We start from the raw sequence: 16571 nt of genomic DNA, 5'->3' as shown, positions 1-16571 counted from the left end.
CCGACTCTGGGGGACAGTCTCAAATGACAGCCAAGATCGTCTTGCTTAACGGTGTCGGCAGCGCGGGCAAGAGTTCGATCGCCAAAGCGCTGCAGGCGATAACCGCCGAGCCCTTCCTGCATGTGGCGATGGACGCCTTCCTGGAGATGCTGCCGGAAGCATTGCAGGAGAACATGCCTGGGTTCGCCTACGAGGCCGGTTCGGAGAGTGGCAAGCCATCCGTCGTTATCGAGGCCGGTCCTGTCGGCAGACGATTGATGCAAGGCATGCGGCACGCCATCGCGGCCATGGCGCGCCAGGGCAACAATCTGATCGTCGACGATGTGATGGTTGGCGGCGAGATGGCGCACTATCAGGCGTTGCTTGGCGATTTCGAGGTTTTCCGTGTCGGCGTGTTCGCCCCGCTCGCCGTGCTCGAAGCCCGCGAAGGCGCGCGCGCAGACAGGTCGCCCGGGCTTGCCCGCTGGCAATTCGAGCGCGTGCATGACGGGATGCGCTACGATCTCGAAGTCGATACCAGCCTGCTTTCGGTGCAGGAATGCGCCCTTCGCATCCAACGGCAATTTCGGCTATAGGCGGCCGGGATCATTCGGCTCCAGCGAGCGGCGGGTACAATGTTCGACGCATACGTCATCTGCGGCACGCCGAGGACCGGCAGCACCTTGCTATGCGATCTTCTGACTTCGACCAAAAGAATGGGCGAGCCGCATTCGTTCTATCGCCGGCAGAACATCATGGAATGGGCCGAGGATTGGGGACTCCCCGCCAGCCATACGATGAGCGAGCTCGACTTCAACGTCGGCTATCTCGAAGCGGCCATCGCGGCCGGCAAGGGCGGGACGGACATATTCGGCCTGCGCCTGATGCGGGAAAATCTCGATGAGCTATCGGCGATCCTCGACCAAATTTATCCCGGGTTTGCCTCGGACAAGGCGCGCTTCGGCAAGGCCTTCGGCCGGACCCTCTACATGCACCTATCGCGCGAGGACAAGCTCGCGCAGGCCGTCTCGCTGATCAAAGCCGAGCAGACCGGCCTTTGGCATGTCGCTCCCGACGGCACCGAGATCGAAAGGGTGGGGCCGCCCGGAGAGCCTCGCTATGACTTTCGCCGCATCAAGGACATGGTTGGCGAGCTCGAAGCCTATGATACGGCCTGGAACACATGGTTCGCCGAACAGGAGATCGAGCCGCTGCGGATCGGCTATGAGTACCTTTCACGCGATCCGGCCGCGACATTGATCGCCATCTGCGAGACGCTCGGCGTTCAATCTCCGAACGCCGATGATGTAAAGCCGGGCGTCGCCAAACTATCCGACGCCACAAGCCTCGACTGGATGCGCCGCTATCGGGTCGACGCGGTCGTCTGAAAGACGGTGCTCACGCCGTCTTCGCGGTCACCGTCTCGCTGAGCCAGGTGCCGATCTTGGCGCCGAGGCGGTCGGGCGATACCGGCTTCGGCAGGTAGTCGTCCATGCCGGCCTCGATGCATTTTTCGCGGTCGCCTTTCAGCGCATGCGCGGTGACGCCGATGATCGGCGTGTGGCTGCCGCTCTGCTCCTCGCTGGCGCGGATGGCGCGTGTCGCCTCATAGCCGTTCATTTCCGGCATCGAGACATCCATCAGCACCAGGCGCGGGCGCAGCGACCGGTACATCTCGACCGCGGTGCGGCCATTGCCGGCGATGCGGTAGCTGAGGCCGAAGCCGTTGAGGATCTGACCGAAGACCAGCTGGTTCACCTCATTGTCCTCGGCGATCAGGATGTCGATGGGGCCGCTCGGCGTTGCGGTCGATTCCGGCGCCGGCGGCACGGGCACGGCCGGCCCGCGAATGACGGTGAAGGCGGGAGGCTGCGGCGCGTGCGTGACCGGCTCGCGCACAAAATGCGCCCTGCCGCCCTGCGTGCGCGCCTTCTGGATGGCGGAAATCACGGTGCCGAGCAGCACCGCCGAGCGCGCCGGCTTGGTCAAATGCGCGACGATGCCGAAATCGATCACCATCTTGCCGAAATCGACCTGGTCGACCGAGGTGAGCAGCACCACCGGGATCGCGGCCAACCGGCTGTCGGCGGAGAGGGCCCGCGCGACGTCGGCGCCGTTCATGCCGGGCATCTGGTAGTCGAGGATGATGCAGTCGACCGTGGCGCCGAGCTGGCAGGCGCGGTCGAGGAAGGCGAGGCCAACCGCGCCGCTTTCGGCGGCCGCGCAGTCGAAGCTCCAGCTTCTGAGCTGCTCCAGCAGGATCTCGCGATTGACCGGGTTGTCGTCGATGACCAGCACGCGGGCACCGGTGACGTCGACCGGCACCAGCTCGTCGCGCGCCTGCTGATTGTGCGCCGGCACCGGCACGGCGAACCAGAAGACCGAGCCGCGGCCGATCTCGCTCTCGACACCGATCTTGCCGCCCATCAGGTCGACAAGGCGGGCCGCGATCGCCAGGCCAAGGCCCGTGCCTTCGTGGCGTCGGGTCGAGGAGCCGTCGACCTGGGCGAATTTCTCGAACACGTTCTGCAGCTTCTCGGCGGGGATGCCGATGCCGGTGTCCTCGACGCGGACCTTGAGCTGGACGACGCCGTCGACGACATCGCCACCGACATCGATCAGCACATGGCCCTTCTCGGTGAACTTCACCGCATTGCCGAGCAGGTTGGTGACGATCTGGCGGAAGCGGCCGGCATCGCCGACGATGAAGGCCGGCAGGCGCGGGTCGACGCGGACGATGAGCTCCAGGTTCTTTTCGGCGACGCGCGCCGACACCAGCGTCGCCACGTCCTCGACGGCTTCGGCCAGGCGGAATGGGTGCGGGTCGAGCGTCAGCTGGCCGGCGTTGATCTTGGAGAAGTCGAGGATGTCGTTGATGATGGTCAGAAGCGCGTTGCCGGATTTGACGATGACCTCGGTGAAGGTCTTCTGGCGCGGCGTCAGCTCGGTCTTGGCCAGCAGCTCGGCCATGCCGAGCACGCCGTTCATCGGCGTGCGGATCTCATGGCTCATATTGGCGAGGAATTCGGATTTGGCGCGGTCGGCGGCCTCGGCCTTGAACAGCGATGCGGCGGTTTCGGTAAAGGCGCGGCGGATCGCCTTTTCCATCGGCCGGAAGATCCACAGCCCGGCGATGGCAAGCACGGCAAACAGCAAGCCGCTTGCCCACAAAAGCAGGCGGTCGCTGGACGCGTCGGCCAGGCGTCGCTCTTCGTCGAACGCGGTGCGCACGCGCACCAGCACCGGCTGGGCGAAGAGGTCGTTCTGGTTGCGGATTTCGCGGTAGCTCCATTCGTCGACCTTCTGGGCCACCGACATCAGGTTGAAGTTGCGCACCATGTCGCGGGCCGACCAGAACAGGTCGCCGTTCACCGAAGCGGAGTCGAGTTCGTTGACGGTGTTGCGCGACAGGCGCGACCTGATCGCGGCAAGCTGCGCGTTGAGGATTTCGATCTCGCCCGTCAGGCGTTCGGCATGGCCGCGCGCGGCGGTCGTCAGCGCCTCGCGCGTCTCGGCCCGCCAGGCCGTTCCCGTCGTCTCGGCGAAATTGGTGGCGTTGCGCAGGTCACGGGCGAAGATGACGAAATTGCCGCTGAGGGCATCGACCTCGTGGCGGTAGGTGTTGACCCGGTTCAGGGCAAACATCACGGCGGCCGAAGCCAACGCGAAGATCAGCAATCCTGAAATGTAGCGGATCCGGATCGACCGGAGAAAGGAAGAGTATTCCGGCATGCGCAACCCCAACACATACGCACAATTTTAATGGCCGGGATTACGCTTCATTTACATTAAGATTTCGTTGGCGCCGCCATGATGATGAAGTGTCGGCGAATCAAAACGGCACACTGTCCTGCATTCGCTTGAAGGGCGAGCCACTCGACAAGCGGCTCGCCCCGTTCAAGTCAGGCAATATCCTTCGCCCGATAGGCGTCGGGCAGGATGAAGACTTCGTCGGCGCGGCCGTAACCGCCGTCGGGAACTTCCTCGATCAGCACCATGGTGTAGGGGCGCGCTGCCTCGCCGAAATAGTCGACGAACATCTGCGTGGTCCGGTGGATGAGGTCTTCCTTCTGCGCCCTGGTGAGTGCGGCCTGCGGCGTCTTGAAGTTGGCAAAGGGCATTTTCAGGTTCCTTTCGGGTTTGATGGGTGGAGGAGGTCGGCGAGGCCGATGCGCTCCAGAAGCTGCGCACGGACGCGGTCGGCGACGCCGTTGACGATGGTCGAGCCGTCATCGGACGGATCGATGTGGACGCGGAACGGCCGGCGGCCATGCGGTGTCGCGACGAGATCGACGATGGCCTCGGCGACTTTGGCCGGATCGGCGTCGGCGGGTTCGAGCCCGGCAAGGCCGTTGAGCGCCTTGTCGTCCACGCCGGCATAAGGTCCTGACCAATAGGCGGCGGCGCGCTCGGTGTCGGCGGGCTTGCCGGAATGGGCGAAATGCTCCGTGCCTTTTGTGAACGCGCCCGGCACCACGATGGTGGTCTCGATGCCGAAACGGGCGAGTTCCAGTGCGTAGCTTTGCGCCAGCGCATCCATCCCCGCCTTGGCGGCGAAGTATGGCGCGAGGAAAGGCGGCGTGCCGCCGCGCGTGCTGCTCGATCCGACCCATATCATCAGCGCCTGGCCGAGCGTGCGCATATGCGGCAGCACCGCGCGGTTGACACGCTGGGTGCCGACGACATTGACGTCGTAGAGCGCTGCCAATTGCTCCGGCGTGAAGGCTTCGATCGGCCCGAACACCATGTGGCCGGCATTGTGGATGACGACGTCGATCCGGCCGGCTTCCGCGACGATGGTTTTGACGGCTGCCTCGATCGAGGCTTCCGACAAGACGTCGAGCGCAATGGCGCTGATCGCCAGCTTCTCCTCGCGGGCCAGCCTTTCGATTTCGGCTACTGCTGCGCCGCCACGCGCCTGGGGATCGCGCATCGAGGCATAGACCCGGTGACCGGCTTGTGCGAGCGCCTTGGCCGTCATGGCGCCGAAGCCGCTCGACGCGCCGGTGATGAGAATTGTCTGCTGCATGATAGCCTCTGTCTCTTCCTTGAAATTCAGATTGCGCCGCCATTGGCGCGGATGACCTGGCCGTTGACCCATTGGCTGTCGGGACCGGCGAGGAAGGCGACGAGCCCTGCGATATCATCGGGCTGGCCGAGGCGGCCGAGCGGGATGAGTTTGGTTATCGCCTCGATCTGCCCGGGGCTCTTGCCATCGATGAAGAGCTCGGTGTCGACCGGGCCGGGTGCTACGGCGTTGACCGTGATGCGGCGCGGTCCAAGCTCCTTGGCCAGGATATGCGTCATGGCTTCGACGCCCGCCTTGGTCGCTGCATAGACGCCATAGGACGGCTGGTAGAAGCCGACGACACTTGAAGAAAAGTTGATAATCCGTCCGCCATCGTTCAGGCGCTTTGCAGCTTCGCGCATGCCGCGGAATGGCCCGCCGAGATTGATGGCGAGCTGGCGCTCGAACGCAGCGTCGTCGGTTTCCGCGATCGGCGACAGCTTCATCATGCCGGCGTTGTTGACGAGGATGTCGGCGCCGCCGAAAGCCTTTTCGGCCGCGTCGAACAAAGCGGCCATGCCGGCCGGTTCACCGATATCGGTCTGGACCGCGATGGCGCTGCCGCCGGCGGCTTCGATGGCCGAGACGATCGCGTCGGCGGCGTCCTTGCCACGCGCGTAATTGACGATGACGGCAACGCCCTCCTGGGCGAGCCGTTTGGCGATCGCCGCGCCGATGCCCCGCGAGGCGCCGGTCACAATCGCTGTTCTTGTCTTCTGCATGATCGATCTCCGTTCGTTGTTGTGAGACGGATATAGACCACCGCCTCATCCGGATAATCGGTCGCCTATTGACAGCAGTATTCGGGTGGAGCGAACAATCGCCGATGGATCGACTCGACAGGATGCGGCTCTTCGTGCGCGTGGTGGAGCGGCGCAATTTCACCGCTGCGGCGGCCGATCTCGGCCTGCCGCGCTCGACCGCGACCGAGGCGATCAAGCAGCTGGAAGATCATCTGGGGACGCGGCTCTTGGACCGGACCACGCGCCACGTCGCCACGACGCTCGACGGGCAGGCCTATTACGAGCGCTGCCTGTCGATCCTCGGCGAAGTCGAGGATGCCGAGGCCGGGTTCCGCAGCGCCGAGCCGCGTGGCCTGTTGCGCATCGATGCGCATCCACTGCTCACGCAGCGCTTCCTGCTGCCGGATTTGCCAGCCTTCCTCGAACGCTATCCGCAGGTCGATCTGCATATCGGCCAGGGCGACCGGCTGGTCGATCTGGTGCGCGAAGGCGTCGATTGCGTCATTCGCGCTGGCGACCCGCAAGACAGCGGCATGATCATGCGGCGGCTGGCGACGATCAGCGAAATCACCTGCGCGAGCCCGCTCTATCTGAAGCGTCATGGAGTGCCGGCATCGCCCGACGCGCTGGAGGGCCATCAGGCCGTCGGCTTTGTTTCCTCACGCACCGGCGAAATCCTGCCGCTGGAATTCACGGTCGGCGGGAAGGTACGGCAGGTGGCGCTACCGGGCCGGGTGCGAGTCAACAATTCGGACACCGCGGCCGCGCTGGCGCGCCTGGGTTTCGGGCTGCTGCAGGCGCCACGCTATCGGCTGGAACAGGATCTGGCGGACGGGACGCTGGTCGAGGTGTTGCGAGATTTTCCGCCGACGCCGACGCCGTTGTTCGCCCTTTACCCGCAGAACCGACAGCTCGCGCCACGGCTGCGCGCTTTCCTGGAATGGGCGTCGCGCATCTTCGCCGAGGCAAGGCTGTAGGGGCCGGATCGGGCCGACGTCGCTCTCAGCTGTTGCGGGTCGCCACGAACGTCGCGGCGGCCTTGAGCATCCCCGCCTGCTCGCCATAGGGCTCGAGCAGCGCGTGCGCCTGGTCGATGAGGCCGTGGAGCTGCTCGCGGGCCCAGTCCGGACCATGCAGCGAGGCAAGCGTCGCCTTGCCGGCGGCGGCGTCCTTCTTCGTCGCCTTGCCCATCTGCTCGGCGTCGGCGGTGAGGTCGAGCAAATCGTCGGCAAGCTGGAAGGCCAGGCCGATGGCCGAGCCGAATTCGGCCAGCCTTTCGCGATCCGACGGCGCCGCGCCGGAGACAATCGCGCCGGCCTCGCAGGCGAAGCGGATCAGCGCGCCGGTCTTCATCGCCTGCAGGCGGATGATGCCGGCTTCGTCCGGGCGCTTGCGTTCGGCTTCGATATCGAGCACTTGACCGCCGACCATGCCGCCGGCGCCGGCCGCGCGGGCGAGCGCCAGAACGAGCGCGGCGCGGCGCTCGGCCGGCAGCGCCGTCGCCTCATCGGCCAGGATGTCGAAGGCCATGGTCAGCAGCGCGTCGCCGGCCAGGATGGCGGTCGCCTCATCGAAAGCCTTGTGCACGGTCGGCTGGCCACGGCGCAGATCGTCATTGTCCATCGACGGCAGATCGTCATGGATCAGCGAATAGCAGTGCACGCATTCCAGCGCCGCGGCGACTCGAAGTGCGGCCTCGCCATCGGCCGCAAACAGCGCGGCACTTTCCATCACCAGAAACGGGCGGAGCCGCTTGCCGCCGTTGAGCACGCCATGGCGCATGGCGGCCATCAGGCGCTCGGGCCGTTCGATCTCGCCCGACAGCGGCCGCGCTTCGAGGATCCGGCGCAGCTCAGCCTCGACTGCGGCGGCGCGCACGAAAAGCGCGGTTTCGAAGGCGGTTCTGTCGTCTTTCAGCATGGCCGCGAGCGGTAGCCGACACTCAGACGTTGCGCAAGCAGGCGCGCGCCTTTATGCCGAAGGGTGCTTGGCACGGGTGGGGCGGCTTGACGGAACCGATCGTCGAATATGAAAGCGAAGGGCTGGATATGGCGCGGCCGCGGCGCCTGAACCGCGCCGGTCTGAAGCGCGTCGGCCGGCGCTGCCTGGTCGCGGCAATCGTGCTGGCCGCTATTCCGGCCATCCTCACCTTCCTCTATCTGCCGTCATTCGTGCATCCGATCTCGACGCTGATGATCAAGGATCTCGTGACCTTCTCCGGCTACGACCGGCGCTGGGTGTCGATCGACGATGTTGCGCCAGTGCTGGCGCATTCGGTGATCATGTCGGAGGACGGACAGTTCTGCTTCCATCGGGGCGTCGACCTCGGCGAATTGCGCGGCGTGGTCGACGATGCGCTGGCCGGCGAGGCGACGCGCGGCGCCTCCACCATCACCATGCAGACGGTGAAGAACCTGTTCTTGTGGTCACGACCGCTGGGCAGCGTGCGCAAGGTGGTCGAATTGCCTTTGGCCGTCTATTTCGACGCGGTGATGTCGAAGCGCCGCATCATGGAGATCTATCTCAACATCGCCGAGTGGGGCCCAGGCATCTACGGCATCGAAGCCGCCGCCCAGCATCATTTCGGCGTCTCGGCCAAGCAATTGTCGCGCCGGCAGGCGGCCCTGCTTGCCGTGACCTTGCCCAATCCGATCGCGCGCAATCCGGCCAAGCCGGGGCCTGGTTTACGGCGTCTGGCTTCGCTGATCGAACGGCGCGCCGGCAGGTCGGGCGCCTATGTCGGTTGCCTGGATTAGCGTAAGCCAGGCGCCGGCTCAAAAAAATTCACGGCCAGCGCTGGCCAAAACGGCGCAAGGCGTGTATAGGCACCCGACTTTCTCAGATTATGGCCTCGATGCGGCCCTTTCGCGAGGGTTGTCGAGGCATTTTGACCATGTAGTGGAGCATATCCATGGCCGTTCCAAAAAGAAAAACCTCTCCGTCCAAGCGCGGCATGCGCCGCTCGGCCGACGCTCTCAAGGCCCCGACCTATGTCGAGGACAAGAATTCCGGCGAAATGCGCCGCCCGCATCACATCGACCTGAAGACCGGCATGTATCGCGGCCGCCAGGTTCTGGAGCCGAAGGAAAGCTGAGAAGCTTCCACGGTTTGTGACGTTTCAAAAGACCGGCCTCTGGCCGGTCTTTTTGTTTTTGGCGGCTGCCTGTTCGTGAGACCAACGCCGGCACGCGGCGCGCCTTGGCGTTCTCAATCCCTGAGCGGTCGCTCGCTCAGCCCGGCAACCGGCTGACATCGTTATTTCATTAGGTCTTACAGCGTGTTCGACGACGCACTCGAAAAATCTTGACGGCGCGCCCGCGCCGCATTCTACAAAATGGGTGCCCCCATTGGAGACGCCCAGATGTTTGGTGCCATCCCGCTGCTGATCGTGCCTTTCGTCCTCTACAATCTCGGATTGCTCGGCCTGTTCGGCGGCGGCGACGATCCTTGGATGACCGAGATGTTCTCCTTCCGCATGATGTCGGGTGGCGTCTTCTCGATGACGCTCGGCGACCTGATGGTGCTGATCGGGCTGATCTTCCTGTTCATCGAGATCTCAAAATCGGTGCGCACCACCAATGCCTCGATCATGGATCATCTGTTGTCGACGCTGGTCTTCATCGCCTTCCTGGTCGAGTTCCTGCTGGTCAAGGGCGCGGCGCACTCCGTCTTCTTCACGCTGATGGTCATCGCGCTGTTCGATGTGCTGGCGGGTTTTTCGGTGTCGATGCGGTCGGCCAGCCGGGATATCAATTTGAATTAGGGCACATGCTGTGGAGAGCCCGTCGGATGCTGTCAGCCGGCGGCCGCTTCGGCCTTTCGTGCGACCACCGCCAGGTAAGCCGCCTGCAGTTGCTGGCGTACGCCTGGCGTTCCGGGCGGGGTCTTCAGCGGCACGCCAAGGTGCTCGTGGCGCAGTTCGTCCATGAACTGCTCCCATAGCGGCGCGCCGCCTTTTTCCAAAAGCTCGGCGCGGATCGACAGCTCCTCGCTCACCGGCAGCCAGACGCGCCCCCAGGCGCCGAGATGCGCCATGATCGGCACCAACGTGATCGCCATCTCGGTCAGGCTGTAGATCGCCTTCTGCTTGTGGCTGGGGTCGTCGGCCTTGGTCAGCATGCCGAGCTCCATCAACCGCTTCAGCCGGTCGGCCAGGATGTTGGAGGCGATGCCCTCGATCGAGCCGTTGAGCAGTTCGCGGAAATGACGCCTGCCGCCAAAGATCATGTCGCGCAGGATGATCAGGCTCCAGCGATCGCCGAAGACCTCGAGCGACAGATTGATCGGGCAACCGGACCGGTGCTCGGTTTTCATGACCATCTCCAAGAAACCAGTTGCATTATGATATCAGTTTGATTATCGTGCAACCGATTGCAAAACGCAACTGGTGTGGAGGAGCATAGACCATGTCGGCACAACGCCCGGAAATCGTTTCGCAGACGTTCGGCAACCCGACCGATCCGGCAATCCTGCTGGTCATGGGCGCCATGGCCTCGATGCTCTGGTGGCCCGAAGCGTTCTGCCGGCAGCTTGCCGGGCACGGCCGCTTCGTCATCCGCTACGACAATCGCGACACCGGCCTGTCGACGAAATACGCAGCCTGCGCGCCGCCCTACACATTCGAGGACATGGTGGACGATGCCGTGCGCGTGCTCGACGACCATGGTGTCGCCAAGGCGCATATCGTCGGTATGTCGATGGGCGGGATGATCGCGCAGACCGTTGCGCTCAAATATCCGGCGCGCGTCACGGCACTCACCGTGATCTCCAGCTCGCCGCTCGGCGTCGATACGTCCGGCCTGCCCGGAATGACCGCGGCCTATGGCCAGCATGCGGCCGAAGGCGGCGACGTCGATTGGTCCGATCGGACCCAAGTGCTTGCCTATATGGCTAAGGATGCGCGCGCGCTCGCCAGCACTCTGCACCCGTTCGATGCGGATAGGGCGCAGAAGTTGATCGTCACCGACTATGAGCGCTCAGGCGGTTTCGCCAGCGCGACCAACCATTTCACGCTCAAGGGTGGCGGTCCCAAGCGCAGCATAACGGATCTCACTGTGCCGCTGCTCGTTATCCATGGCACGTCCGATCCGATCTTCCCGGTCGAACATGGCGCCGCACTGGCCAAGGCCGTTCCCGGCGCCGGGCTGGTCGAGATCGAAGGCGGCGGCCACGAGCTGCATCAAGACGACTGGCCGCAGATCATCGAAGCCATCGCGGCACATGGCTGATAGCCGCGCCCTTGACGCGGCAAGCACGCCGCAATAGTTAAGTAGTTACTTCAGTGTTGATCGAACGCCCCGACGACAAAGAGAGCCGAGAATGTCGCTGACCTTTCATTTCCACCCGCTGGCTTCCTTCTGCTGGAAGCCGCTGATTGCGTTCTACGAGAACGAAACGCCGTTCAAGCCGGCGATTGTCGACCTTGGCGACGAGGCTTCGCGGTCGGCTTTCCTGAAGGTATCGCCGACCGGCAAGATGCCGGCGCTGCGCGACGACGCGCGTGACCGCACGGTGCTGGAATCGACCATCGTCATCGAGTATCTGGCGGCGCATTATCCAGGGCCGGTCGCGCTGGTGCCCGACGATGTCGACCTTGCCCTCCAGGTCCGTCAGGCCGACCGCTTCTATGATTTCTACGTGCAGGCGCCGATGCAGAAGATCGTCGGCGACAGGCTGCGGCCGCAGGACAAGACCGATCCATTCGGGGTCGAGGAGGCGCGTGCGCAACTGCGCAATGCCTATGACATCATCGAAAGGGACATGAACGAGAAGAACTGGGCAGTCGGCGAGGCCTTCACCATGGCCGACTGCGCCGCTTCACCGGCGCTGTTCTACGCCAACAAGGTCGAACCCTTCGGCGACAGCTTCCCGGCGGTGAAGCGCTACCACGACCGTCTGCTGGCGCGCCCGTCTTTCGCCCGGGTCGTCGAGGAGGCGCAGCCCTATTTCAAATTCTTCCCTTACAACAACGGCTAAAGCGCCATGCTGCACGATCCCGCCCAGCTCGACCTGATGTTCCAGGCGCTCGCCGATCCGGCGCGGCGCAGCATGGTGGAGCGGCTGTCGCGCGGGCCGGCTTCGGTCAGCCAGCTGGCCGAGCCGCTGGCGATGTCGCTGTCGGCGGTGGTCCAGCATCTCAACCTGCTCGAGGCGAGCGGTCTGGTGCGGACGGAAAAAATCGGCCGGGTGCGGACCTGCCAGATCGAGCCGAAGGCGCTTCAGGCGGCCGAGCACTGGATCAACGAGCGGCGGCTCTCCTGGGAGCGTCGGCTCGATCGTTTGGGCGATTTCCTGGCTGAAACGGAATGAAGGAGGCGATGATGACCGAAAGCTCCGTTACCCATGCAACGGTCGTGCTCGAGCGCAGCTACGCCGCCGCGCCGGCACGGGTGTTCCAGGCCTTTGCCGACGTCGAAGCGCGAAAACGCTGGGGCAGGCCTTCGCCATCGGTGGAGCTGGTCTACGACAAGGCGGATTTTCGGGTCGGCGGTGTGGACGTCAGTCGCTGCGGACCGCGCGGCAAGCTGATCTACCGGGTCGAGACCCGGTATCTCGATATCGAACCGGGTCATCGCATCATCTCGGCTGAGGTCGTTTCAGAAGGCTGGAACAAGCTTTCCATTTCGCTGATCACGGTCGAGCTGCAGGCCATCGGAACATCCACCCGGCTGGTGCTCACCGATCAGATCACGGCGCTCGGCGGCAAGGACATGATTGCCGGCAGCCGCGAAGGGCTCGGCGCGAGCCTCGACAATCTTGTCGCGGAACTCTCTCGACTGCCGGTCGAGGCATAAAGCCGGCCGCCAGCCTGCCTTGGCCAACCCATCAAGCAGAGGAGAAGACATGGCTGCCAAAAACCGGGCGGAGCTGATCCGCCGCTATTTCGCCGCCTACCAGGCGGGGGAGCGCGACGTCGTCGCGGCGGTGCTGACGCACGATTTCAGCTTCACCAGTCCTTATGACGACGCCATCGACGCGGCGACCTATTTCGAGCGCTGCTGGCCGAAAAGCCCGGTTTTCCGATCGATGGCGATCGAGCGGATTTGCGAGGACTATGACGCGGCCTTTGTTCTTTACCGTTGCGAGACGTTGGACGGCAAAACCTTCCGCAACACCGAACTGCACCTGTTCACCGGCGACCGGCTTCGCGCCGTCGAAGTCTATTTCGGCGCCGCCTATCGCGACGGCGCCTTCGTCCCGCTGCCGCAATCGACCTGACCAACGAGGAACCAGTCCATGACCGAACGATCCGTCGTCCATTCCACCTTCATCATCGAGCGCGTCTACCCGCAAGCGCCGGCCAAGGTCTATTTCGCCTTGACCGACGCCGAGGCCAAAAGGCGCTGGTTCGGCGATCCGTCAAATCCGCAGCGTGACAGCTACCGGATGGATTTCCGTGTCGGCGGCCAGGAGGTCAACAGCGGCGGGCCGAAGGACGGGCCGGTCCACACCTACACCGCCACCTATCTCGATATCGTGCCGAACCAGCGCCTGGTCTACAGCTATGACATGCTGTTCGGCGACACGCGCATCTCGGTGTCGCTGGCGACGATGGAGCTGCGGCCGGAAGGCGCCGGCACACGGCTGGTGCTGACCGAGCAGGGCGCGTTCTCGACGGCCACGACACATCGGCAACGCGCGAGCACGGCACCAACATCCTGCTCGACATGCTGGGCGACGCTTTGCGGTCAATCTGACAAAGCCGGTTGTTGGCCGCGCTCGTGAAAATCATCATTCCCCGGGCGATACTTCCCAGAACTGGTCGAGCCAGATGTTGAGCCTGAGGAAACCGGCGGTGCTGACAGTGTAGACGCGCCTGGTGCCTTCGGCCTTGGCGTTGACCAGGCCGGCGTCGAGCAGGACTTTCAGATGCTGGGAGACGGCGGGGCGCGATACAGGCAGTCCCGCCGCCAATTCATTCACCGTCTTCGGGCCGCGCCGGAGTTCTTCCAAGAGATAGCGCCGGTTGGGATCGGCTATCGCCATGAAGGCGTCGGAAAACATCATGCCTTTATTTGTGGGGCAAAGTGTTCCGAATCTCAACCATTGGTTTCAACCTTTCTGCGCGGATCGAGCCGCAGGGCTTCTGGCGTGACGGCGCGCTCGGAAGGCTGCGTCTTGAAGGCGTCGCGGTTCTCGATGGGCACCGGCGCGCGGGCGCGAATGCGCAACAGCGTGTAGCCGGCGAGGCTGAGATGCGCGAGCGCGGTTGCAAGGAACAGTCCTTCAGGACGAACCCATCCCATCAAGGCGGCGGCCAGCAGCGGACCGATCATGGTGCCGAAGCCGTAGAGCAGCAACAGGCCGCCCGAAACCTTGACGAAATCCTCGGCCCGCGCGTGGTCGTTGGCATGCGCCACGGCGATCGAATAGAGCGTGTAAGCGAAGCCGCCATAGGCGGCGGTCAGCACGATGACGAAAATCGCGGAACGGGGCGAGATCAGGAAAAGCAGGATCGCGACCAGCGCCGCGCCGAAAGCGGCGCCGGCAAGAACGAAGCGGCGATCCGTGGTGTCGGAGAGCCGCCCGGCCGGAAGCTGCATGGCCGCGCCGGCTATGACCACCAGGCTCATCATCAGCGCGATCTCGGCCGTCGATATGCCGATGCGGGCGCCGTAGACGGCGCCCAGCGTGCCCCAGGCGCCATTGGCGATGCCGATCAGCAGGCAAGCCACCGCCGACACCGGCGAATTGGCGTAGAGGCCTTTGACGTCGAGCTTGACGTCCTGCAACGGCTTCGGCGTCGATTGCGTCGATACGGCGGTCGGGATGAGCGAGAGGCAGAACAGGATGCCGGTGATCATGAACAGCGAGGCCGACCTGACATCGCCGCCGGCAACGATCATCTGGCCGCCCATGATCGAGGCATAGGTGACCATCATGTAGAGGCCGAAGACGGTGCCGCGGTTCTCGTTGGTCGCCTTCTCGTTCAGCCAGCTCTCGATGACCATGAAGGCGCCGGCCATAGTGAAGCCGGTGAAGGCGCGCAACGCGATCCAGAAATATTCGTCGATGATCAGGCCGGTGAGCAGCGCGACGATGGCGCCGGACGCGGCGAAGGCACCGAAAGCCCGGACGTGGCCGGCGCGGCGCACCAGGCGCGGGGCGAAGAAGCAACCGGCGACGAAGCCGCCGGCCCAGGCCGTGCCCATCAGGCCGAGCGAGGCGGTCGAGAAGCCTTCGATCTGTCCGCGCAGAGGCAAAAGCAGGCCGTGCAGGCCTGAAGCGGCCAGCAGGAACGCGGTGCCGCGCAGCAGCGAGAGGATCGGTCGGTAGGTTGCAAACATCGCTTGATCCGGATTCGGGCGCAGGTGTCTGAAGACAGGCGTATTGGGGCTTTTCGGCGGCAGTTCCGTACAGCGGCGCGGTTATCCGCGGCGGAACAGCGCGTCCGCGGCGGACTTGGTGGCGCCCTTGGCCGCCGCCTCGGCTTCCAGCCTGGCGATCTCTTCGCGCAGCAACGCGATGCGCTCCGTCAGTTCGCCGACGGACAGCAGCGACAGATCCTGGCCGATCTCGTGCGGGCGCGCCTTTTTCCTGGGTTCGTCGTCGAAGATCGCCATCGTCGCTCCTCCCTTTTTGGCCATTTGCCTGATTTGGCAATGAGCATACATAGGGCGGGGCTATTGATGCAAACGACTGGCGACACACCGGTAAATGGAGACAGGATGACAATGGCGAGTGGTCACAAAATTCCGGAAAAGATGACGGCCATCGCGATCTCGCAGCCGGGCGGCCCCAGGGTGCTGAAGGCTGAAACGCGCGATGTGCCGGTGCCCGGTCCCGGCGAGGTGCTGATCCGCGTGCACGCCGCCGGCGTCAACCGGCCGGATGTGCAGCAGCGCAAGGGCGCCTATCCGCCGCCGCCGGGCGCCTCGGACTTGCCCGGCCTGGAGGCGTCGGGCGAGGTGGCGGCACTTGGCGACGAGATCTCGCGCTGGCGCATCGGCGACCGCGTCTGCGCGCTGACGCCGGGTGGCGGCTATGCTGAATATGTCAAGGTGCATGCCGGCAGCGTGCTGCCGCTGCCGGCCGGCTTCACTCATACGGAAGCCGCGGCGGTGCCGGAGAACTACTTCACCGTGTGGCACAATGTGTTCGAGCGCGGCGGCCTGAAGAAGGGCGAGACGCTGCTCGTCCATGGCGGCTCGTCAGGCATCGGCACGACGGCGATCCAGCTGGCCTCGGCCTTCGGCGCCACTGTCATTACTACGGCCGGCAGCAAGGAGAAATGCGACGCCTGCCTGAAGCTCGGCGCCGACCGTGCGATCAATTATCGCGAGGAGGATTTCGTCGCCGCGGTCAAGGACGCCACCGGCGGCAAGGGCGCCGACGTCATCCTCGACATGGTCGGCGGCGATTACGTCGCGCGCAACTACGAGGCCGCGGCCGTCGAAGGGCGCATCGTGCAGATCGCCGTGCAGGCCGGCGCGGTGGCCAGCGCCGATTTCTCCAGGATCATGGTCAAGCGCCTCACCCACACCGGGTCGACGCTGCGACCGCGCACCGTGGAATTCAAGGCGGCGATCGCCGCCGCGCTCGAGGCGCAGGTGTGGCCCCTGCTCAGCACGCGCAAGGTGGCTCCGGTCATGGACATGATCTTTCCGCTGACCGAAGCCTGGCGAGCGCATGAACGGATGGAAGACGGCGAGCATATCGGCAAGATCGTCCTCGATGTGGGTTGAGAGGGGAGTAGGGGAGTAAGGGAGTAGGGGAGTAAGGGAGTAGGGGAGTAAGGGAGTAGGGGAGTAAGGGAGTAGGGGAGTAAGGGAGTAGGGGAG

At 64.4% G+C, this 16571-nt stretch carries 22 protein-coding genes; 13 read left to right on the top strand and 9 right to left on the bottom strand.

What is annotated here, in order from left to right; genetic code table 11:
• Window positions 1–23 precede the first annotated feature (23 nt).
• Together AB6802_RS26775 and AB6802_RS26770 are read left to right on the top strand one after the other, a co-directional pair.
• Entirely contained in the window at window positions 24–575 is a 552-nt protein-coding gene (locus AB6802_RS26775) for a chloramphenicol phosphotransferase CPT family protein (protein WP_371013210.1), read from the top strand.
• Between the two features lie 39 nt (window positions 576–614).
• Window positions 615–1367, top strand: coding sequence for a Stf0 family sulfotransferase (locus tag AB6802_RS26770; protein ID WP_371013209.1), 753 nt, complete (start codon window positions 615–617; stop codon window positions 1365–1367).
• 10 nt (window positions 1368–1377) lie between these two features.
• Here the strand turns inward: AB6802_RS26770 and AB6802_RS26765 are convergent, their stop codons facing one another.
• The 4 genes from AB6802_RS26765 to AB6802_RS26750 form a co-directional block, all read right to left on the bottom strand.
• Window positions 1378–3711 carry a response regulator gene (locus AB6802_RS26765; protein ID WP_371013208.1) on the bottom strand — a complete coding sequence of 778 codons (2334 nt, stop codon included), beginning with the start codon at window positions 3709–3711 and terminating at the stop codon, window positions 1378–1380.
• Window positions 3712–3881: 170 nt separating this feature from the next.
• Window positions 3882–4100, bottom strand: coding sequence for a 4-oxalocrotonate tautomerase family protein (locus AB6802_RS26760; protein ID WP_371013207.1), 219 nt, complete (start codon window positions 4098–4100; stop codon window positions 3882–3884).
• A 2-nt stretch (window positions 4101–4102) separates the two neighbouring features.
• Complete coding sequence (locus tag AB6802_RS26755) at window positions 4103–5011, bottom strand: SDR family oxidoreductase (RefSeq protein WP_371013311.1); 909 nt, start codon at window positions 5009–5011, stop codon at window positions 4103–4105.
• A 23-nt stretch (window positions 5012–5034) separates the two neighbouring features.
• The gene (locus AB6802_RS26750) at window positions 5035–5769 is read right to left on the bottom strand and encodes an SDR family oxidoreductase (protein ID WP_371013206.1); all 735 of its coding nucleotides are present in this window, start codon (window positions 5767–5769) and stop codon (window positions 5035–5037) included.
• Window positions 5770–5873: 104 nt separating this feature from the next.
• Between AB6802_RS26750 and AB6802_RS26745 the strand changes: the two genes are divergently transcribed.
• Window positions 5874–6767, top strand: a complete 894-nt coding sequence (locus AB6802_RS26745) for a LysR family transcriptional regulator (protein WP_371013205.1) — start codon at window positions 5874–5876, stop codon at window positions 6765–6767.
• Between the two features lie 25 nt (window positions 6768–6792).
• On the opposite strand, the gene AB6802_RS26740 is transcribed toward AB6802_RS26745, so the two are convergent.
• Window positions 6793–7710 (bottom strand): polyprenyl synthetase family protein, encoded by a 918-nt coding sequence (locus tag AB6802_RS26740; RefSeq protein ID WP_371013204.1) that lies wholly within the window; start codon window positions 7708–7710, stop codon window positions 6793–6795.
• 128 nt (window positions 7711–7838) lie between these two features.
• Between AB6802_RS26740 and AB6802_RS26735 the strand changes: the two genes are divergently transcribed.
• The 3 genes from AB6802_RS26735 to AB6802_RS26725 all read left to right on the top strand — a co-directional run bounded on the left by AB6802_RS26735 (window position 7839) and on the right by AB6802_RS26725 (window position 9553).
• Window positions 7839–8546: a biosynthetic peptidoglycan transglycosylase gene (locus tag AB6802_RS26735; RefSeq protein WP_371013310.1), complete on the top strand. Its 708-nt coding sequence runs from the start codon at window positions 7839–7841 to the stop codon at window positions 8544–8546.
• Window positions 8547–8701: 155 nt separating this feature from the next.
• Entirely contained in the window at window positions 8702–8884 is a 183-nt protein-coding gene (gene rpmF / locus AB6802_RS26730) for a 50S ribosomal protein L32 (protein WP_006203806.1), read from the top strand.
• Between the two features lie 267 nt (window positions 8885–9151).
• On the top strand, window positions 9152–9553 hold the full coding sequence (locus AB6802_RS26725) for a hypothetical protein (protein ID WP_371013203.1): 402 nt from the start codon (window positions 9152–9154) through the stop codon (window positions 9551–9553).
• A gap of 32 nt (window positions 9554–9585) precedes the next feature.
• Here AB6802_RS26725 and AB6802_RS26720 read toward each other — a convergent pair whose 3' ends face one another.
• Window positions 9586–10104, bottom strand: a complete 519-nt coding sequence (locus AB6802_RS26720) for a winged helix-turn-helix transcriptional regulator (protein WP_371013202.1) — start codon at window positions 10102–10104, stop codon at window positions 9586–9588.
• A gap of 92 nt (window positions 10105–10196) precedes the next feature.
• On the opposite strand from AB6802_RS26720, the gene AB6802_RS26715 reads away from it, so the two are divergent.
• The 6 genes from AB6802_RS26715 to AB6802_RS26690 all read left to right on the top strand — a co-directional run bounded on the left by AB6802_RS26715 (window position 10197) and on the right by AB6802_RS26690 (window position 13515).
• Window positions 10197–11018, top strand: coding sequence for an alpha/beta fold hydrolase (locus AB6802_RS26715; protein WP_371013201.1), 822 nt, complete (start codon window positions 10197–10199; stop codon window positions 11016–11018).
• Between the two features lie 91 nt (window positions 11019–11109).
• The gene (locus AB6802_RS26710; protein WP_371013200.1) at window positions 11110–11766 is read left to right on the top strand and encodes a glutathione S-transferase family protein; all 657 of its coding nucleotides are present in this window, start codon (window positions 11110–11112) and stop codon (window positions 11764–11766) included.
• 6 nt (window positions 11767–11772) lie between these two features.
• Window positions 11773–12099, top strand: coding sequence for an ArsR/SmtB family transcription factor (locus AB6802_RS26705; RefSeq protein WP_371013199.1), 327 nt, complete (start codon window positions 11773–11775; stop codon window positions 12097–12099).
• A gap of 11 nt (window positions 12100–12110) precedes the next feature.
• Window positions 12111–12584 (top strand): SRPBCC family protein, encoded by a 474-nt coding sequence (locus tag AB6802_RS26700; RefSeq protein WP_371013198.1) that lies wholly within the window; start codon window positions 12111–12113, stop codon window positions 12582–12584.
• A gap of 49 nt (window positions 12585–12633) precedes the next feature.
• Window positions 12634–13008: a nuclear transport factor 2 family protein gene (locus AB6802_RS26695; RefSeq protein ID WP_371013197.1), complete on the top strand. Its 375-nt coding sequence runs from the start codon at window positions 12634–12636 to the stop codon at window positions 13006–13008.
• Between the two features lie 18 nt (window positions 13009–13026).
• Window positions 13027–13515, top strand: coding sequence for an SRPBCC family protein (locus tag AB6802_RS26690; RefSeq protein WP_371013196.1), 489 nt, complete (start codon window positions 13027–13029; stop codon window positions 13513–13515).
• 6 nt (window positions 13516–13521) lie between these two features.
• Here AB6802_RS26690 and AB6802_RS26685 read toward each other — a convergent pair whose 3' ends face one another.
• The 3 genes from AB6802_RS26685 to AB6802_RS26675 form a co-directional block, all read right to left on the bottom strand.
• Window positions 13522–13797, bottom strand: coding sequence for an ArsR/SmtB family transcription factor (locus AB6802_RS26685; RefSeq protein WP_371013195.1), 276 nt, complete (start codon window positions 13795–13797; stop codon window positions 13522–13524).
• Between the two features lie 32 nt (window positions 13798–13829).
• Window positions 13830–15077, bottom strand: coding sequence for an MFS transporter (locus tag AB6802_RS26680; RefSeq protein ID WP_371013194.1), 1248 nt, complete (start codon window positions 15075–15077; stop codon window positions 13830–13832).
• A gap of 81 nt (window positions 15078–15158) precedes the next feature.
• On the bottom strand, window positions 15159–15353 hold the full coding sequence (locus AB6802_RS26675) for a DUF1192 domain-containing protein (protein WP_371013193.1): 195 nt from the start codon (window positions 15351–15353) through the stop codon (window positions 15159–15161).
• A gap of 111 nt (window positions 15354–15464) precedes the next feature.
• On the opposite strand from AB6802_RS26675, the gene AB6802_RS26670 reads away from it, so the two are divergent.
• Window positions 15465–16475, top strand: coding sequence for an NAD(P)H-quinone oxidoreductase (locus AB6802_RS26670; protein ID WP_371013192.1), 1011 nt, complete (start codon window positions 15465–15467; stop codon window positions 16473–16475).
• The last annotated feature ends 96 nt before the right edge of the window (window positions 16476–16571 follow it).

The sequence above is a fragment of the Mesorhizobium sp. RCC_202 genome (assembly GCF_041355295.1).
In the GTDB taxonomy this organism is placed as follows: Bacteria; Pseudomonadota; Alphaproteobacteria; order Rhizobiales; family Rhizobiaceae; genus Mesorhizobium.
The sequence above is the reverse complement of the archived record's forward strand: the minus strand, read 5'-3'. Positions and strand labels throughout refer to the sequence as shown.

What these genes read in the sequence shown, in the direction of transcription:
- AB6802_RS26775 (WP_371013210.1), top strand. Translation starts at nt 24, where the DNA reads ATGACAGCCAAGATCGTCTTGCTTAACGGTGTCGGCAGCGCGGGCAAG.
- AB6802_RS26770 (WP_371013209.1), top strand. Translation starts at nt 615, where the DNA reads ATGTTCGACGCATACGTCATCTGCGGCACGCCGAGGACCGGCAGCACC.
- AB6802_RS26765 (WP_371013208.1), bottom strand. Translation starts at nt 3,711, where the DNA reads ATGCCGGAATACTCTTCCTTTCTCCGGTCGATCCGGATCCGCTACATT.
- AB6802_RS26760 (WP_371013207.1), bottom strand. Translation starts at nt 4,100, where the DNA reads ATGCCCTTTGCCAACTTCAAGACGCCGCAGGCCGCACTCACCAGGGCG.
- AB6802_RS26750 (WP_371013206.1), bottom strand. Translation starts at nt 5,769, where the DNA reads ATGCAGAAGACAAGAACAGCGATTGTGACCGGCGCCTCGCGGGGCATC.
- AB6802_RS26745 (WP_371013205.1), top strand. Translation starts at nt 5,874, where the DNA reads ATGGATCGACTCGACAGGATGCGGCTCTTCGTGCGCGTGGTGGAGCGG.
- AB6802_RS26740 (WP_371013204.1), bottom strand. Translation starts at nt 7,710, where the DNA reads ATGCTGAAAGACGACAGAACCGCCTTCGAAACCGCGCTTTTCGTGCGC.
- AB6802_RS26735 (WP_371013310.1), top strand. Translation starts at nt 7,839, where the DNA reads ATGGCGCGGCCGCGGCGCCTGAACCGCGCCGGTCTGAAGCGCGTCGGC.
- rpmF (WP_006203806.1), top strand. Translation starts at nt 8,702, where the DNA reads ATGGCCGTTCCAAAAAGAAAAACCTCTCCGTCCAAGCGCGGCATGCGC.
- AB6802_RS26725 (WP_371013203.1), top strand. Translation starts at nt 9,152, where the DNA reads ATGTTTGGTGCCATCCCGCTGCTGATCGTGCCTTTCGTCCTCTACAAT.
- AB6802_RS26720 (WP_371013202.1), bottom strand. Translation starts at nt 10,104, where the DNA reads ATGAAAACCGAGCACCGGTCCGGTTGCCCGATCAATCTGTCGCTCGAG.
- AB6802_RS26715 (WP_371013201.1), top strand. Translation starts at nt 10,197, where the DNA reads ATGTCGGCACAACGCCCGGAAATCGTTTCGCAGACGTTCGGCAACCCG.
- AB6802_RS26710 (WP_371013200.1), top strand. Translation starts at nt 11,110, where the DNA reads ATGTCGCTGACCTTTCATTTCCACCCGCTGGCTTCCTTCTGCTGGAAG.
- AB6802_RS26705 (WP_371013199.1), top strand. Translation starts at nt 11,773, where the DNA reads ATGCTGCACGATCCCGCCCAGCTCGACCTGATGTTCCAGGCGCTCGCC.
- AB6802_RS26700 (WP_371013198.1), top strand. Translation starts at nt 12,111, where the DNA reads ATGACCGAAAGCTCCGTTACCCATGCAACGGTCGTGCTCGAGCGCAGC.
- AB6802_RS26695 (WP_371013197.1), top strand. Translation starts at nt 12,634, where the DNA reads ATGGCTGCCAAAAACCGGGCGGAGCTGATCCGCCGCTATTTCGCCGCC.
- AB6802_RS26690 (WP_371013196.1), top strand. Translation starts at nt 13,027, where the DNA reads ATGACCGAACGATCCGTCGTCCATTCCACCTTCATCATCGAGCGCGTC.
- AB6802_RS26685 (WP_371013195.1), bottom strand. Translation starts at nt 13,797, where the DNA reads ATGATGTTTTCCGACGCCTTCATGGCGATAGCCGATCCCAACCGGCGC.
- AB6802_RS26680 (WP_371013194.1), bottom strand. Translation starts at nt 15,077, where the DNA reads ATGTTTGCAACCTACCGACCGATCCTCTCGCTGCTGCGCGGCACCGCG.
- AB6802_RS26675 (WP_371013193.1), bottom strand. Translation starts at nt 15,353, where the DNA reads ATGGCGATCTTCGACGACGAACCCAGGAAAAAGGCGCGCCCGCACGAG.
- AB6802_RS26670 (WP_371013192.1), top strand. Translation starts at nt 15,465, where the DNA reads ATGGCGAGTGGTCACAAAATTCCGGAAAAGATGACGGCCATCGCGATC.